Origin of the sequence: Streptomyces capoamus, from assembly GCF_014654935.1 — a bacterium.
Taxonomy (GTDB): domain Bacteria; phylum Actinomycetota; class Actinomycetes; order Streptomycetales; family Streptomycetaceae; genus Streptomyces; species Streptomyces capoamus.
This window is the reverse complement of record NZ_BNBF01000002.1, coordinates 24,118-39,422: the sequence shown is the minus strand read 5'-3', so window position 1 is coordinate 39,422 and position 15,305 is coordinate 24,118. Positions and strand designations below refer to the sequence as shown.

General features: G+C 72.8%; 16 protein-coding genes. 7 read left to right on the top strand and 9 right to left on the bottom strand.

Translation table 11 applies throughout. The annotated features are described in order from the left end of the window. Together IE312_RS38640 and IE312_RS03690 are read right to left on the bottom strand one after the other, a co-directional pair. Positions 1–534 (bottom strand): M48 family metallopeptidase (locus IE312_RS38640; RefSeq protein WP_229898985.1); only part of this gene is annotated, 534 nt, incomplete at its 3' end. 252 nt (positions 535–786) lie between these two features. Next, the gene (locus tag IE312_RS03690; protein WP_189978342.1) at positions 787–1,905 is read right to left on the bottom strand and encodes a hypothetical protein; all 1,119 of its coding nucleotides are present in this window, start codon (positions 1,903–1,905) and stop codon (positions 787–789) included. Between the two features lie 252 nt (positions 1,906–2,157). On the opposite strand from IE312_RS03690, the gene IE312_RS03685 reads away from it, so the two are divergent. Beyond that, positions 2,158–3,312 carry a cystathionine gamma-synthase gene (locus tag IE312_RS03685; RefSeq protein WP_189978340.1) on the top strand — a complete coding sequence of 385 codons (1,155 nt, stop codon included), beginning with the start codon at positions 2,158–2,160 and terminating at the stop codon, positions 3,310–3,312. Positions 3,313–3,321: 9 nt separating this feature from the next. Here IE312_RS03685 and IE312_RS03680 read toward each other — a convergent pair whose 3' ends face one another. From IE312_RS03680 to IE312_RS03670, 3 genes are all read right to left on the bottom strand, one after another. Beyond that, entirely contained in the window at positions 3,322–3,570 is a 249-nt protein-coding gene (locus tag IE312_RS03680) for a hypothetical protein (RefSeq protein ID WP_189978338.1), read from the bottom strand. A 199-nt stretch (positions 3,571–3,769) separates the two neighbouring features. Further along, a complete protein-coding gene (locus tag IE312_RS03675) occupies positions 3,770–4,273 on the bottom strand; it encodes a sigma factor-like helix-turn-helix DNA-binding protein (RefSeq protein WP_189978337.1) in 504 nt (167 codons plus the stop codon). A 100-nt stretch (positions 4,274–4,373) separates the two neighbouring features. Beyond that, complete coding sequence (locus tag IE312_RS03670) at positions 4,374–4,880, bottom strand: MarR family winged helix-turn-helix transcriptional regulator (RefSeq protein ID WP_189978950.1); 507 nt, start codon at positions 4,878–4,880, stop codon at positions 4,374–4,376. A 162-nt stretch (positions 4,881–5,042) separates the two neighbouring features. Between IE312_RS03670 and ilvA the strand changes: the two genes are divergently transcribed. From ilvA to IE312_RS03655, 3 genes are all read left to right on the top strand, one after another. Next, the gene (gene ilvA, locus IE312_RS03665) at positions 5,043–6,272 is read left to right on the top strand and encodes a threonine ammonia-lyase (protein WP_189978335.1); all 1,230 of its coding nucleotides are present in this window, start codon (positions 5,043–5,045) and stop codon (positions 6,270–6,272) included. 229 nt (positions 6,273–6,501) lie between these two features. Continuing rightward, positions 6,502–7,533, top strand: a complete 1,032-nt coding sequence (locus tag IE312_RS03660; protein ID WP_189978332.1) for an ATP-binding cassette domain-containing protein — start codon at positions 6,502–6,504, stop codon at positions 7,531–7,533. After that, the gene (locus tag IE312_RS03655; protein ID WP_189978322.1) at positions 7,530–8,387 is read left to right on the top strand and encodes an ABC transporter permease; all 858 of its coding nucleotides are present in this window, start codon (positions 7,530–7,532) and stop codon (positions 8,385–8,387) included. Before IE312_RS03660 ends, IE312_RS03655 begins: the two co-directional genes overlap by 4 nt. A gap of 109 nt (positions 8,388–8,496) precedes the next feature. On the opposite strand, the gene greA is transcribed toward IE312_RS03655, so the two are convergent. Further along, on the bottom strand, positions 8,497–8,994 hold the full coding sequence (gene greA / locus IE312_RS03650) for a transcription elongation factor GreA (RefSeq protein ID WP_189978320.1): 498 nt from the start codon (positions 8,992–8,994) through the stop codon (positions 8,497–8,499). Positions 8,995–9,183: 189 nt separating this feature from the next. Next, positions 9,184–9,582 (bottom strand): DUF4307 domain-containing protein, encoded by a 399-nt coding sequence (locus IE312_RS03645; protein ID WP_189978318.1) that lies wholly within the window; start codon positions 9,580–9,582, stop codon positions 9,184–9,186. A gap of 103 nt (positions 9,583–9,685) precedes the next feature. Between IE312_RS03645 and mca the strand changes: the two genes are divergently transcribed. Both mca and IE312_RS03635 read left to right on the top strand, forming a co-directional pair. After that, positions 9,686–10,567: a mycothiol conjugate amidase Mca gene (gene mca, locus IE312_RS03640; protein ID WP_229898983.1), complete on the top strand. Its 882-nt coding sequence runs from the start codon at positions 9,686–9,688 to the stop codon at positions 10,565–10,567. Further along, positions 10,560–10,802, top strand: coding sequence for a hypothetical protein (locus IE312_RS03635; protein ID WP_189978316.1), 243 nt, complete (start codon positions 10,560–10,562; stop codon positions 10,800–10,802). Before mca ends, IE312_RS03635 begins: the two co-directional genes overlap by 8 nt. A gap of 9 nt (positions 10,803–10,811) precedes the next feature. On the opposite strand, the gene IE312_RS03630 is transcribed toward IE312_RS03635, so the two are convergent. Next, positions 10,812–14,018 carry a tetratricopeptide repeat protein gene (locus IE312_RS03630; protein WP_189978314.1) on the bottom strand — a complete coding sequence of 1,069 codons (3,207 nt, stop codon included), beginning with the start codon at positions 14,016–14,018 and terminating at the stop codon, positions 10,812–10,814. Between the two features lie 76 nt (positions 14,019–14,094). Beyond that, positions 14,095–14,532 carry a hypothetical protein gene (locus tag IE312_RS03625; RefSeq protein ID WP_189978312.1) on the bottom strand — a complete coding sequence of 146 codons (438 nt, stop codon included), beginning with the start codon at positions 14,530–14,532 and terminating at the stop codon, positions 14,095–14,097. Positions 14,533–14,701: 169 nt separating this feature from the next. Between IE312_RS03625 and IE312_RS03620 the strand changes: the two genes are divergently transcribed. Further along, on the top strand, positions 14,702–15,292 hold the full coding sequence (locus tag IE312_RS03620) for an ArsR/SmtB family transcription factor (protein ID WP_189978310.1): 591 nt from the start codon (positions 14,702–14,704) through the stop codon (positions 15,290–15,292). Positions 15,293–15,305: the final 13 nt, after the last annotated feature.

Genomic DNA, 15,305 nt, shown 5'->3' with positions numbered 1-15,305 from the left:
GACCCGGGCGATCTGCACGCGCCCGCGCACCACGAGCACGGACAGCCGGGTGTCCCCGCCGGTGAAGTGCCCGAACTCGTGGGCGAGTACGGACCTCAGCTGGGCCTCGGTCAGGCCGATCAGCAGCGGGACGCCGAGGTGGAGGGTTCGCCGGCCGGCGAACAGGCCGAGCAGCCGGGGATTCTCGCTGACGGCCGCGTTGACCTCGCCGGTGAGCAGGATCCGGTCGGGGGCGCGGGTACCGGCCGCCGCGGCCAGCTCCCGGACCAGGGCCCACAGCCGGGGCTCGTCGGCCTCGGTGACGGGGATGCCGGGGCCGTCCTCGCCCTTCGGGGTGCGCAGCATGAGCATGCCGCGGACGACGGGGAGGGCGAGCAGCACGGTGATGAAGCCGGCCTTCACCGTCAGCGGGCCGTGGCCCCAGCTGAACACGAGGATGTCGATGCCCACCAGGGCGGCGAGCAGGACGAGGCTCAGCAGATAGAAACCGAGCAGCAGGACGAGGGCGCGCAGCGCGCGCAGAGTTGCGCCCATCGGGCAGATCCCCCCACAGGACCTCAGGAAGTGGACATGACAGAGCGCCGGACCGGCGGGTGCCGGTCGGTGCGAGCGGCGCGGGCACCGGTGGTGCGGTGAGCGTGGCGACCGGGGTGAGCGTCGTGGTGGCGCGTCGTGGTGGTGCGTGTGGTGCGTGTGGTGCGGTGTGGGGGGATGCGGAGTATGCCCTACCGCAGGTCAGATGGGCAATGTGAAAACGATGAAGGGGGCGGGGGGCGCGGGTGAGGGTCAGCCGGGGAGGCTCGCCGGGCTGCCGCCGTTGGCCTCGTAACCGGCCACCGCCAGCGCGCGGTGCAGGGCGAACGCGGCGGCCGGATCGTCGGTCAGGGTCCACGGCAGTGCCCCGACATGACCGTCGACGTGTATCAGCTGCTGCATGGCCTCCGCCCACCGCTCGGCGCGCACCAGGAAGAACAGCAGCAGGTGCCGGACGTGCGGGAGCGTCGGGTCGTCGGGGCGGGCCGCGTGGACCGCGTGCAGGGCGCCGTGGATCGCCTTGGTGACGACCTCGCTCTGGTAGAAGCTCGCGACCAGGTTCACCTCCGGGAGGTGCTCGAACACCGCGAACAGCGGCAGCGCGGCCAGCAGCGAGCCTTCCGGGGCACGGGCCGCGGCGGCCTCGGCGAAGGAGTACGCCTGCTCGCGCGAGCCGTGCCACTTCTCGCACCAGTGGTGCAGCGCGGCCAGGTGCGCGCCCATGTGCAGCGGGGCGCGGTCGAGGATCTTCAGCCACAGCTGGTCGAACTCGGCCGGCGCGTAGGCCAGTCCGCGCGCGACGGACAGCTCTATGACGTACGGCACCGGGTCGCCGGGGGCCAGCAGGGCCGCCTGCGCACAGGCGTCCCGCGCCTCCTCCATGATGATCCGGAACTCGTCCGTGCCCGGTGTCGCCGTCCGCCAGGCCTGCTGCACCAGGAACTCCGCGTGGACGGCGGCGCCGCCCGCGTCCTTGGGCTGCTCGGCCCGCCACACCCGCAGCCACTGGCCGCCCGGCGTCTCGTGCACCCCGCCGGGCCGCTGCTGGAGCTCCAGCGCGGCGGCGCCGGCGAAGGCCTGCACCCGCTGCCAGCGCAGCTCGCCCCCGGTCTCGGTGCCGGCGAGCAGCTGGGCCGCCGCCCGGTAGTCCCGGGTGCGCTGCACCAGCTCCAGGACCGCGAGCAGATCCTCGTCCGGGCCGGGCAGGCGCACGTCCAGCTCCTCCTGGCGCACGAAGCCGTAGTCCGCCGGGTCGGCGGCGTCCGGGTGCCCCGGGGGCACCTGCTCGATCACCCCGCGCCTGCGCCGCATGAACGGGAGCAGCACGAAGCCCAGCATGAGCAGCGCCATCAGCAGCCAGAGAATCGCCATGCCTCCAGCGTTCCAGACGCCCGCGGCAATTGGCGAACCCCACCGCCCGCCTGTGGAAAACTCCCGACCGGACCATGTCAGCTCCCGACCGGAGCAGGTCGGATGCAGTCCGGACGGGACGCCGGGACGGGACGCCTCGTGCCCCGAGCCTCCCGGCGGGGCCGCCGGGAGCATGACGGGAGCATTGCAAGACAGGACGTATCCCACTTGGCGGGCATCGGGAACCGGCCGGGCGCACTACGCTCGGTACACATGAGTGACAGCCACATCAGTCAGCACTTCGAGACCCTCGCGATCCACGCGGGCAACACCGCGGATCCCCAGACCGGCGCGGTCGTGCCGCCGATCTACCAGGTGTCCACGTACAAGCAGGACGGCGTCGGCGGGCTGCGCGGCGGTTACGAGTACAGCCGCAGCGCCAACCCGACGCGCACCGCCCTGGAGGAGAACCTCGCCGCGCTGGAGGGTGGTCGCCGCGGCCTCGCCTTCGCGTCCGGCCTGGCCGCCGAGGACACCCTGCTGCGTACGCTGCTCACCCCCGGCGACCACGTGGTGATCCCGAACGACGCCTACGGCGGCACCTTCCGGCTCTTCGCCAAGGTCGCCACCCGCTGGGGCGTGGAGTGGTCGGTCGCCGACACCAGCGACCCGGCCGCCGTCCGCGCGGCGATCACGCCGAAGACCAAGGCGGTCTGGGTGGAGACCCCCTCCAACCCGCTGCTCGGCATCACCGACATCGCCGCGGTCGCCCAGGTCGCCCACGACGCGGGCGTGAAGCTGGTCGTCGACAACACCTTCGCCACCCCCTACCTGCAGCAGCCGCTCTCGCTCGGCGCCGATGTCGTCGTCCACTCCTTGACGAAGTACATGGGCGGCCACTCGGACGTGGTCGGCGGTGCGCTGATCGTCTCCGACCCGGGCCTCGGCGAGGAGCTCGCCTACCACCAGAACGCGATGGGCGCCGTGGCCGGCCCCTTCGACTCCTGGCTGGTGCTGCGCGGCACCAAGACCCTCGCCGTGCGCATGGACCGGCACAGCGAGAACGCCACGAAGATCGCCGACATGCTGACCCGGCACCCGCGGGTGACCGGCGTCTGCTACCCGGGGCTGCCCGAGCACCCCGGCCACGACGTCGCCGTCAAGCAGATGAAGGCGTTCGGCGGCATGGTGTCGTTCCGGGTCGAGGGCGGCGAGGCGGCCGCGGTCGAGGTGTGCAACCGCGCCAAGATCTTCACCCTGGGCGAGTCCCTCGGCGGCGTGGAGTCCCTCATCGAGCACCCCGGCCGGATGACGCACGCCTCCGCCGCCGGCTCCCCGCTGGAGGTCCCGGCCGACCTGGTCCGCCTGTCCGTCGGCATCGAGAACGTCGACGACCTGCTGGAGGACCTGAAGCAGGCCCTGGCCTGACGGCCGGGGTCACCACCCCGTGAGCGGTGGAGTCGTCTGCGAGGGCGGCTCCACCCACGGGTGGGCGTCCGCCGCCCACACCGCGAACGCGACGACCGCGGCGCACGCCAGCAGCCACAGCACGCGGCGGACCAGCCGCCGCTGCCGCAGCAGGCGGTCCCCGCGGCGCACCGCGTCGCCGTGCAGTTCCGGCGGCACCGGCGCGACGCCCTGCTCCAGGAGCCGCCGCACGGCGGCCTCCCGCTCCCCCCGGTTCACCCGGGCCTCCCGCCGCCGGACCGGCACCCCCGCGCCGGCTCCCCGCCGGTGCCGCCCGTACCGCCGCCGATGCCGCTTGTACGGCCCGTACGGCCCGTACGGCCCGTGCCGCCGTCCGTACGTCCGCCGGCCCTGCCCCGCCCCCCGCGCGCGGGACGGCCGTCCGGCGGGGCGAGGGCGGCGGGGGATTCAGCGGGGCTCATGACAGCGCCGTCCCGGGGTTCACGGGGCGCGGGGCCGCAGGGCGGTCCGGGTGCAGGACGGTGGCCGTGGCGCGGTCGCAGATGGTGTGGACGCGTTCCGCGGGCAGGCCGAGCAGGGCCGCCGTCTGCTCCTCGGCCACCCCCTCGTAGAGCCGCAGGACCAGGACCAGCCGTTCCCGCGGTGCGAGCGCGGCGAGCGGGCTGCGCGGATCGGGCCGGGCGCGGCCGAAGGCGCCGTACCGGTGCCAGGTGGTACGCGCGAAGCGGGTGGCGAGGTACTGGCGGGCGCAGTCGTACGGGTCCTCGCCGCGCAGCCGGTCCCAGCGGGCGTAGGTGTGGGCGAGTGCGAGGGTCAGCAGGCGCCGCGCGCGCGGGCCGGCGTCCGGTGCCTCCGCGGTGAGCAGCATGGCGGCGTGCAGCAGGCGCCCGGCCGCGCCCGCGACGAACGCCTCGAACTCCCGGGCCCGGCGGGCATCGCGGGCCGCTTGCCGATCACGCACCACGCCTCCCCCCGACGGAGCCCGTCCGGGCCCGATCTCATATGAGGCCAGTGGCGGCCCCGGGGTCAAGAGGTGCGGACCCTGCCGTGCGGTGCGCGGCTCAGGAGGCCGGGGGCTGCTCCGCCGCCGGTCCGCCCTGCACCGACATCCGCGCGGAGAGCGCGACGTTGAAGCGAGTGAGGAGCGTGCAGAACTGCTCGCGCTCCTCCGGCGCCCAGTCGTGTGTCAACTCGGCCATGAGCTGACGCCGGGACGAACGCACCTCCTCGAGCCGGGCGGCGCCGCGCGGGGAGAGCTGGAGCACCACGGCGCGCCCGTCCTCGGGGTGCGAGGTGCGCTTGACGAGCCCGGTGTCGACCAGGGGCGCCACCTGCCGGGTGACCGTGGAGGAGTCGATCCCCATGCTCGCCGCGAGCGCCTTGACGCCCATCGGGCCCTCCTTGTCCAGGCGGTTGAGCAGCAGGTATGCGGCGCGGTCCATGGAGTTGCGCACCTGGCCGACACCGCCGAGCCGGGTCTGTTCGGCACGGCGGGCGAACACCGCCACCTCGTGCTGGAGGGTGTCGAGGAGACCGGTGTCACCGAGGGTCGTCATGTCCATCGACATTTCAGGTGTTGTGGGCATGGCCGGAGGCTCGCTTCATGAAGGGCTGCTGGGTTGGGGGACAGGGTACGCGGCCGGGCGCCAAGCCGTACCGGCGCTGCGCAAACCGGTCTCGCTGCTTGGTCACACCCGTCGTGCGCAGACGTGAACTGCGATGCTGGAGTCATGAGCTACCGCACGGCTGACTCCTTGCGCTCCGTCACCCTGGACGACGTGCGCGGGGCCCGGAAGATGCTCTCGGGGGTCGCGCGCGTGACCGCGATGGAGGGCAGCCGGCACCTGTCCCAGCTGGTCGGCGCGCCGGTGCACCTCAAGTGCGAGAACCTGCAGCGGACCGGCTCGTTCAAGCTGCGCGGCGCCTACGTGCGGATCGCCGGGCTGCTGCCGGAGGAGCGGGCGGCCGGCGTGGTGGCCGCGAGCGCCGGCAACCACGCACAGGGCGTGGCGCTGGCCTCCTCGCTGCTGGGCGTGCACGCCACGGTGTTCATGCCCAAAGGGGCGCCGCTGCCGAAGATCAGTGCGACCCGGGACTACGGCGCCGAGGTGCGCCTGCACGGCCAGGTGGTCGACGAGACCCTGCACGCCGCCCAGGAGTACGCCGCCGAGACGGGCGCGGTGTTCATCCACCCCTTCGACCACCCGGACGTCATCGCGGGCCAGGGCACGGTCGGCCTGGAGATCCTGGAGCAGTGCCAGGAGGTGCGGACGATCGTCGTCGGCATGGGCGGCGGCGGGCTGGCGGCCGGTATCGCGGTGGCGGTGAAGGCGCTGCGGCCGGACGTCCGGATCGTCGGCGTGCAGGCGGAGGGGGCCGCCTGCTACCCGCCGTCGCTGGCCGCCGGCCGCCCGGTGTCGCTGGAGTCGCCGGCGACGATGGCCGACGGCATCAAGGTGGGGCGGCCGGGCCTGGTGCCGTTCGGGATCGTCGGCGAGCTGGTCGACGAGGTGCGCACGGTCAGCGAGGACCGGCTGTCGGCGGCGCTGCTGCTCTGCCTGGAGCGGGCCAAGCTGGTGGTGGAACCGGCCGGCGCGAGCCCGGTCGCCGCGCTGCTGGACGCGCCGGAGGCCTTTGAGGGCCCGGTGGTCGCGGTGCTCTCCGGCGGCAACGTGGACCCGGTGCTGATGCAGCGCGTGCTGCGGCACGGCATGGCCGCGCAGGGCCGCTACCTGGCCGTACGGCTGCGGCTGACGGACCGGCCCGGTGCGCTCGCCACGCTCCTCGGGGTGCTGTCGGCGGTCGACGCCAACGTCCTCGACGTGAGCCATGTCCGGACCGACCCCCGGCTCGGGCTCACCGAGGCCGAGGTGGAACTGCACCTGGAGACGAAGGGCCCGGCGCACTGCGCGGAGGTCGGCCGCTCCCTGCGCGACGCCGGCTACCTCGTCAGCGCCTGACCCGGGATCCGCGGGCCGGGCCCCGGATCAGGGGAGCAGGCCGGCCCGGAGATCCGCTCGCTCGTTCGGGTGAGGTCTCTTGAGAGACGCGATACATCGCGTTATGGTTCTCGGGTGCTCGCCGGCCGCCCCTGCGACAGCACCTGCGGAAAATGACGGGCGCGGCCGGGCGAACGAACCTAGCCTTTGCGCGGAATCCACCCCGAACCCCGACGACGTGGAGACAGACATGCCAGGCGCCATCTATGCCGAAGGTCTCGTGAAGACCTTCGGCGACGTAAGGGCACTGGACGGCGTCGACCTAGATGTGCCCGAGGGCACGGTCCTCGGCCTGCTCGGGCCGAACGGCGCCGGCAAGACGACGACCGTCCGCTGCCTGACGACCCTGCTGCGCCCCGACAGCGGCAAGGCGGTCGTCGCGGGCGTCGACGTGCTGCGGCACCCCGACACGGTGCGCCGCTCCATAGGCCTGTCCGGCCAGTTCGCCGCGGTCGACGAGTACCTGACCGGCCGGGAGAACCTGCAGATGGTCGGACAGCTCTACCAGATGAAGGCCAAGGCGGCCCGGGCCCGCGCGGCGGAGCTGCTGGACCAGTTCAACCTGGCCGACGCCGCCGACCGCCCCGCCAAGACCTACTCCGGAGGCATGCGCCGCCGGCTGGACCTCGCCGCGGCCCTCGTGGTCTCGCCGCCGGTGATGTTCATGGACGAACCCACGACGGGTCTCGACCCGCGCAACCGCCAACAGCTGTGGGAGGTCATCAAGCAGCTGGTCTCCGGCGGTACGACGCTGCTGCTCACCACGCAGTACCTGGAGGAGGCCGACCACCTGGCCCATGACATCGCGGTCGTCGACCACGGCCGGGTCATCGCCCAGGGCACCTCCGACCAGCTCAAGGCCCGCACCGGCGGCGAGCGGGTCGAGGTCGTGGTGCACGAGCGGGAGCACCTGGCGACCGCCGTGGAGGTGCTGCGCGGCTTCGGCAAGGGCGAGGCGACGGTCGAGCAGCACACCCGCAAGCTGACGGTGCCCGTCACCGGGGGCGCCAAGCTGCTCGCCGAGGTCATCCGCGAGCTGGACACGCGGGGGATCGAGATAGACGACATCGGCCTGCGCCGCCCCACCCTCGACGACGTCTTCCTCTCCCTGACCGGCCACGCGGCCGAGACCGCCGGCCAGGACGAGCGGAACGGCAAGCAGGCCGCCAAGAAGCACGGCAAGCAGAACGGCAAGCAGAACGGCAAGGAGGCCGTGAAATGAGTGCCGCCACCGAGGCCGTGCCCGCCACGGCGCCAGGCAACCCCGTCGGCCGGTCCGTCCACGACTCGCTGATCGTCGCCAGACGCAATCTGATCCGGATGTCCCGCATCCCTGAGATGCTGATCTTCGGGCTGATCCAGCCCATCATGTTCGTGGTGCTGTTCACCTATGTGTTCGGCGGCTCGATGAAAATCGGCTCCAGCACCAGTGCGCTCGACTACACCAACTTCCTGATGGCCGGCATCTTCGCGCAGACCGTCACCTTCGCCACCGCCAGTTCCGGCGCCGGCATCGCCGACGACATGCACAAGGGCCTCATCGACCGCTTCCGCTCGCTGCCCATGGCGCGCGGTGCGGTGCTGACCGGCCGCACCCTCGCCGACCTGGTGCAGACGGCGCTCACCCTGCTGGTCCTCGCCGTGGTCGCGCTGCTCGTCGGCTGGCGGACCGGCTCCGACGGGCACACCAACGCCGGCAAGGTCCTCGCCGCCTTCGCGCTGCTGCTCCTGCTCGGGTACGCGTTCACCTGGATCGGCGCGCTGATCGGCCTGAGCGTGCGCACCCCGGAGGCGGCCACCTCCGGCGGACTGGTCTGGCTGTTCCCGGTGACCTTCATATCCAACGCCTTCGTGGACACCGGCAACATGACACCGTGGTTGCGGCACATCGCGGAGTGGAACCCGTTCAGTGCCACCGTGCAGGCGGCCCGGATGCTGTTCGGCAACCCCGGGCAGTCCGCCTCGGGCGCCTGGCCGATGGAACACCCGGTCTGGGCCTCGTTGAGCTGGTCGGTCCTGATCATCGTGGTGTTCCGCACCCTCGCGGTGCGCAAGTACCGCTCCGCGACCGCCTGACACCGACGGACACCGGCCCGCGACCCGGCCCAGGCACGGGCTCCGCACATGACAAAGCCCCCGGCGGCCCTCAGGGCGCCGGGGGCTCGCAGCGAACCGGTGGTCCGGATCAGTCCCTGTACGGCTCGGCCTTCAGGATCCGCACCGAGGCCTTCTTGCCGTTCGGCAGCTCGTACTCCGCGTCCTCGCCGACCTTGTGCCCGATGACACCCGAGCCGAGCGGGGACTGCGGGGAGTACGTCTCGATGTCGGAGCTCGCGTACTCGCGCGAGGCGAGCAGGAACGTCAGCGTGTCGTCCTCGTCACCGTCGAAGGCGATCGTGACGACCATGCCCGGAGCGACGGCACCGTCCGCGGCCGGCGCCTCGCCGACCTTGGCGTTCTCGAGGAGCTGGGTCAGCTGGCGCACACGCAGCTCCTGCTTGCCCTGCTCCTCCTTGGCCGCGTGGTACCCGCCGTTCTCGCGCAGGTCGCCCTCCTCGCGCGCGGCCGCGATCTTGGCGGCGATCTCCGTGCGCGCAGGACCAGTAAGGTACGCAAGCTCGTCCTTGAGCTTGTTGTACGCCTCCTGGGTCAGCCAGGTGACGTTCTCGCTGGTCTGGGTCACAGGGTGCTCCTCGTCGGTACTGGGAATACAAAGCATCGCCCTACCCAGAAGCATGTTCCCTCTTGGATGGGCGAAACCACGAGCCTAACAATTCCACGGCCCAAGGGGGAGGACATAAGCCATGAGAATTACATCGCCCCAGGTCACAGCCTACGCATTCCGGGTGAATCCGGGGGGCGTCGGGGGCTCTCAGCCGGCGTGACAGCCCAGCAGCTCGGCCGTCGTCCCCGGCGCCGTCGTACGGAGCGTGACGACCTTGTCGATCCGGGTGGCCGGTCCGGAGAAGCGGAAGTCGGCCCGGCCCACCTCGGCACCGTCGGCCGACTGGGAGCGCAGGGTGCAGTAGCCGGAGGCGCCGGCGTCCTTGCGGACCTCCAGATGCACCTTGACGGCGTCGTCGGACGTCTTGAAGGTGGTGACCTCGGCGCTGATCTCGTTCTGCGCGACGTAGTGGTAGGCGAAATAGCCGATCAGGGCGAGCAGGGCCGCGCCCAGCACCATGGCGGCGATCCTGAGCTTGCGGTCGGCGCGCTGATCCGAGGAGCGGCCGTAGCGGCCCTCGGGCAGCCGCGTGCTCGCGGTACTCATGATCGTCCTCTCCGCGGAATTATTCGCCCCCCGATTCGGTCACTATAGAAGCCGCCGATCGCACCCCACGAACCCGGGGCGCCGACCTACCGAGGATTGAGTCTTGACTGACCAGCTGCGACTGATGGCCGTTCACGCGCACCCCGACGACGAGTCGAGCAAGGGCGCGGCCACCATGGCGAAGTACGTGTCGGAGGGGGTGGACGTACTGGTGGTGACCTGCACCGGTGGTGAGCGCGGGTCCATCCTCAATCCGAAGCTGCAGGGTGACGCCTATATCGAGGAGCACATTCACGAGGTCCGCCGCAAGGAGATGGACGAGGCCCGGGAGATCCTCGGCGTCAAGCAGGAGTGGCTCGGCTTCGTGGACTCCGGCCTGCCGGAGGGCGACCCGCTGCCGCCGCTGCCCGAGGGCTGCTTCGCCCTGGAGGACGTCGACAAGGCGGCCGGTGAACTGGTGAAGCAGATCCGTTCCTTCCGTCCGCAGGTGATCACCACCTACGACGAGAACGGCGGCTACCCGCACCCCGACCACATCATGACCCACAAGATCTCCATGGTGGCGTTCGAGGGCGCGGCGGACACCGAGAAGTACCCCGAGGCGGAGTTCGGGGCCGCCTACCAGCCGCTGAAGCTCTACTACAACCAGGGCTTCAACCGGCCCCGCACCGAGGCCCTCCACCAGGCCATGCTCGACCGGGGCCTGGACTCGCCGTACGGCGAGTGGCTCAAGCGGTGGAACGAGATGGAGCGCACCGAGCGCACCCTGACCACGCACGTTCCGTGCGCGGACTTCTACGAGATCCGTGACAAGGCGCTGATCGCCCACGCCACGCAGATCGACCCGGACGGCGGCTGGTTCAAGGTCCCGCTGGAGCTGCAGAAGGAGGTCTGGCCCACGGAGGAGTACGAGCTGGCGAAGTCCCTCGTCGACACCTCCCTCCCCGAGGACGACCTCTTCGCGGGCATCCGGGACAATGCCTGACATGAGCGCAAGCGTGAGCCTGGCAGTGACGCATCTCGTCCCCCTCGCCAAGGAGGTGGACGAGAACAAGGTCACCCCCGGTGTCCTCGGCTTCATCGTCTTCGCGGTGATGGCCCTGGCGGTCTGGGGCCTGATGAAGTCGATGAGCAAGCACATGCGGAAGGTCGACTTCAAGGAGTCCCCGGACACCGAGGCGGAGCAGCCCCGGCCGAAGGCCGACTCCCAGCGGGGCTGACCGCCCGGGTCAGTCCTCCGCCGGTACCGCCACCCCCATCACCTCCCGGGCGTGGCGGTCCGGAGTCATGCGCAGGCGCCAGGCCTGCCAGCCGTCCTCCAGCCGTACGCCCCGCTCCAGCAGCAGGGCGTACGCCGGGACGTAGTCGTCCAGCTTCCCGTCCCGCAGGGGGTGCGTGGCGCGGGCCAGCCGGGCCAGCTCCTCCTGCGCGACCGCCGTGCCCACCTCCACCCCGCCCGGCGCCGCGTACGGCAGCAGGGTGCAGCGCAGGAAGCGGGCCCAGTCCTCACCGCGCCGGTCGCCGTACGACGAGAACAGGGTGAGCGCCTCGTCGCACAGCGCCAGTGCCTGCTGGGTGCGCGTGTTGCCCCCGTCCACCACCGCCAGCTCCAGGCAGATCCAGGCCTCGCCGTGGGCCACGCCGATCCGCTGGAAGTCGGCGCGCGCGTCCACCAGCAGCTGCCGGGCGAAACCGGAATTGCGCAGTGAACCGGTCTGCGCGGCCCGCTGGTCCCGGGTCGCCCGCGCCGAGTGGTGCCGGGCACAGGCCAGGCCGTAGACGTCCCGAATCCGGGAGAACATCGTCCGGGACCGCTCCAGCTCCCGCACCGCCTGGTCCAGCTCGCCGCTCTCCTCCAGCGCCTGCCCCAGGTAGTACAGCGTCCATGCCTCGCCGCGCGCGTCCTCGTTGTCCCGGTGCCGGACCGCCGCCCGGCGCAGGTCCTCCACGGCCGCGGGGCCGTCGCCGTCGACCAGCCGGGCCCGGGCCAGCTGGGTCAGCGCCCACGCCTCCCCGCGGGCGTCCTGCGTCCTGCCGTACCGCTCCAGGGCCGCCCGCAGCTCCGTCTCCGCGCCCGGTACGTCCCCCAGCCGCAGCGCCAGCTGGCCCAGCTGGAAGTGCGCCCAGGCCTCGCCGTGCACCGAGCCGCCCGCGCGGTGCAGGACCAGGGAGCGGGTGAGCAGGTCCCGTGCCCGGGCCGGCCGGCCCCGGTCCCGCTGGACGGCCGCCAGCGCGTGCATCGTCCAGGCCCGGTCCGTCGCCAGCTCCGGCGCGGCCTGCAGATCGAGGGCCTCCTGCAGCTTGGCGGCGGCCTCGGTGAGGTTGCCCTGGTGGTGCAGCGTGATCCCCAGCGAGGTCAGCGCCCGGGCCGCACCCGCGTCGTGGTGGGCCTCCCGGTACAGGTCGACCACCGAGGCCAGCGTGGTGCGCGCCTTGTCCAGCTCGCCCAGCTGCCGGGCCGCGATGCCGGTACGCCACTGCACCGAGCGCACCAGCAGGCCCTGGTCCACCGACTCCGCCAGCTCGCTGATCTCGCCGAGCCGGTACAGGTCGCCGCGCAGCAGGCAGTAGTCGCACAGCGCGCCGAGCAGGTTCAGCACGGCGGCCTGGTCCACGCCCTCCGCCTGCCGCAGGGCCGCCGTGATGAAGCTGGACTCGTCGTCCAGCCAGCGCAGCGCCTCGTCGAGGGAGGGGAAGCCGTGCGCGCCGAACTGGTTCGACCGTGTCGACATGTTCCCGTCGACCAGGCGCAGCACCGAGTCGGCCAGCTGCGCGTAGTTCACGATCAGCCGTTCCTGGGCCGCCGCACGCTCCGCCGGGTCCTCCTCGTCCAGCAGGCGGGCGTGTGCGAAGGCCCGCACCAGGTCGTGCAGCCGGTAGCGGCTGCCGCGCACGTGGTCGACGAGGCCGGCCCGGGCGAGCGCCACCAGCTGCCGGCCGGCCTCGGCCTCGTCGGCGGCGAGCAGGGAGGCCGCCGCCGCCGCGCCCAGTGAGGCCCGGCCCGCGAGGGCGAGCCTCCTCAGCAGCCGGCGGGTGGGCTCCGGCTGGTCGGTGTAACGCAGCCACAGCGCCCGCTCCACCGGCTCGACCGGGCCGTACTTGCCCAGGTCCGAGGCCAGCTGCCGGGGCGAGCGCGGACCCAGCGCGGAACCCGCGATCCGCAGGGCCAGCGGCAGCCCGCCGCACAGCTCGCGGATCCGGTCGGCGGCCTCGGCGTCGTACGGCCCCGCGGTGTCCCGCGCCGCCGCGCTCAGCAGTTCCTCGGCGCCCGCCGCGTCCAGCGCCGGGACCGCCAGCTCGTGCACCCGGGCGGGCAGGTCCGCGGGCAGTTCGAGGGGCGCCCGGGCGGTCACCAGGACCAGGCTGTCGGAGCGTTCCGGCACCAGGGCGCGCACCTGCTCCGGATCCGAGGCGTCGTCCAGCACGATCGTCACCGGCAGACCGGTCAGATGCCGGTGGTACAGCTCGGCGAGCCGCTTGACCTGCTGTTCGGGGGAGGACCGCTCCCGGAACAGCAGCTGCTCACGGGGTGCGCCCAGCCGGTTGAGCAGGTGCAGCAGCGCGTCCCGGGTGGACAGCGGCGGCTCCTCCCGGCTGCCGCCGCGCAGGTCCACCACCACCGCGCCCCGGAAGTGGTCCCGCAGCTCGTGCGCCGCGCGCACCGCGAGCGTGGTCCGGCCGGAGCCGGGCTCGCCGTGCAGCACGACCACCGTCGGCCGGGTCTCGGTGGCCGCACGGGCCGCCTGCGCCCACTGTCTGATCCGCCCCAGCTCCGTGCGGCGCCCCGCGAAGGCGCCGTCGGCCTCTGGGAGCTGCCCGAACGACTGCTCCAGCACCGAGCGCCTGCGGGCCGCCGCGCTCTTGTCCGTGCCGCGCAGCGCCGGGCCGCCGCCGGTCTTCTTCGGGCCCGTGGAGGCGCTCAGCACCCGCTGCTGGTCGAGGAACGGGCGGATGCCGCGCACCTCCAGCGCGGTCAGCCACTGCAGCCGCAGCTGTTCCGGGCCGCCGGGCTGGCCGGCGGCGCCCGCGCGGTGGTGGGCGGCCGGCAGGTGCGCGCCGGCCACCTTCACCACCGTGGCCGCGGCGCCCGCCACGGCCGCGGTGGCACCCGCGCCGAGGGCCGTACCGGTGCCCGTACCGAGGCAGAGGTCGGCGACGGCGGCGGCGACGGCGGCGACGGCCGCCACCAGCAGGGCGTTTCCGGCGCCCGCGCTCGCGTACCGCTGTCCGAAGGTCCGCTGCCCGGCCCGCGCCTCGTCCAGTGCGCGCGTGTAGGTCTCGTACTCCTCGCCGGCCGCCGCCGCCATGGCGTCCAGCGCGCCACGCGCCCGGGCCAGCAGCACCTGGCCGTCGATCCGGCCGCCCGACCGCCGCACCTCCTCGTCCACGGCGCGCACCAGCAGCCGTTCGGCTTCCGCCCGATGACCGTCCCGCATGTCCCGTCCCCCTCCGGCGGCAACTGTCCTGACCATGAGTGTCCTTGGGGGCGGCCGGGATGGCGAGGGGGTGCGATCAGCGGGGCTGGTGCGCGGGGGACAGCGGGGGCCGGGCGACCGCTCGCCGCGGCCCCGGCTCCCGGCTCTCCACCGACCACCGCCCCTTCGAGAGGGCGAGCGCCACGCACACTCCCGCCACCGTCCCCTCCGCCACCGCGCAGGCGAGGGCCTGGAGGAGGGCGGTGCCCGGGTGGGCGGTGGTGATGTCGAACCAGGCGTCCAGGACGGCGACGCTCGCCGTCGCCGAGGCCGTGAGGCGGGAGCGGGGGTCGCCGCGCAGGCCCCAGAAGGCCGTGGCGGCGCAGCCGGCGGCCAGGAGGACGTCCAGGCCGATCCAGGCCAGGGACCAGTGGTGCACCCGGGTGCTGCCGGGCAGGGTCAGCGCCAGCACCGCCATCCACGGGACCAGCAGGGCCGCCGCCGCCCCCAGCAGGATCAATGTCCACTTCCTCATCCCTCGCCCCTCCTCGCCGTACGGACGCCGCAGCTCGCGCCGAAGCACGAATTCCACACTAGATCGCAGAGAAACCTCTGCAAAGGAAATTCGGCGACCTCCGGGGCGTATCAGGGATGTCTCAGGGTGACTCAGGGACGGGTCAGGGGCGGGGCGTTACCGTGATCCCATGACCGACGGCCTGCCCGAGATGACCAGCCTGGAGCGCACCGCTCTGTACAAGTCCCTCGGCAACCCACTGCGCCGCCGGATCCTCGACTACCTCGGCCGGCACGGCGAGGCGAACTCCACCGTGCTCGCTCGCGAACTCGGCGAGAGTTCCGGCACCACCAGCTACCACCTGCGCAAACTCGCCGAGCAGCGGCTCATCGAGGAGATCCCGGAGAAGTCCGGCGGACGGGAGCGGTGGTGGCGGGCGCTGCCCTTCCGGCACACCACGCCCGACCCGGCCGCCATGGCCCCGGAGGAGTACGCGGCAGCCGCCGAGCTGGCCCAGCTCAAGATCGAGTTCGACACCGCGCTGTACCGCCGTGCCCACCAGGAGTACCGGGGACCGGAGGGCTGGGCGCAGGTGCAGCGCCACGGCTCCTGGATGACCAGGGAGGAACTGCTCGCGTTCCTGCGGGAGTACCACGTCCTGCTGGAGCGGTACACCCACGCGCGTGAGGAGGCGCCGGACGGGGCACGCCCGGTGCTGATGCGTTTCTACGCCGTTCCGGAGCCCGTGGGAGAGTGGAACAGTGAACCGACTGGCCCATGAGACGTCCCCGTAC

Excerpts from the sequence above, each read along its gene's own strand:
- IE312_RS03685 (WP_189978340.1), top strand. The coding sequence starts at position 2,158 with ATGAGTGACAGCCACATCAGTCAGCACTTCGAGACCCTCGCGATCCAC.
- IE312_RS03620 (WP_189978310.1), top strand. The coding sequence starts at position 14,702 with ATGACCGACGGCCTGCCCGAGATGACCAGCCTGGAGCGCACCGCTCTG.
- IE312_RS03670 (WP_189978950.1), bottom strand. The coding sequence starts at position 4,880 with ATGTCGATGGACATGACGACCCTCGGTGACACCGGTCTCCTCGACACC.
- IE312_RS03690 (WP_189978342.1), bottom strand. The coding sequence starts at position 1,905 with ATGGCGATTCTCTGGCTGCTGATGGCGCTGCTCATGCTGGGCTTCGTG.
- IE312_RS03660 (WP_189978332.1), top strand. The coding sequence starts at position 6,502 with ATGCCAGGCGCCATCTATGCCGAAGGTCTCGTGAAGACCTTCGGCGAC.
- IE312_RS03635 (WP_189978316.1), top strand. The coding sequence starts at position 10,560 with ATGCCTGACATGAGCGCAAGCGTGAGCCTGGCAGTGACGCATCTCGTC.
- IE312_RS03645 (WP_189978318.1), bottom strand. The coding sequence starts at position 9,582 with ATGAGTACCGCGAGCACGCGGCTGCCCGAGGGCCGCTACGGCCGCTCC.
- IE312_RS03625 (WP_189978312.1), bottom strand. The coding sequence starts at position 14,532 with ATGAGGAAGTGGACATTGATCCTGCTGGGGGCGGCGGCGGCCCTGCTG.
- ilvA (WP_189978335.1), top strand. The coding sequence starts at position 5,043 with ATGAGCTACCGCACGGCTGACTCCTTGCGCTCCGTCACCCTGGACGAC.
- IE312_RS03655 (WP_189978322.1), top strand. The coding sequence starts at position 7,530 with ATGAGTGCCGCCACCGAGGCCGTGCCCGCCACGGCGCCAGGCAACCCC.
- IE312_RS03630 (WP_189978314.1), bottom strand. The coding sequence starts at position 14,018 with ATGCGGGACGGTCATCGGGCGGAAGCCGAACGGCTGCTGGTGCGCGCC.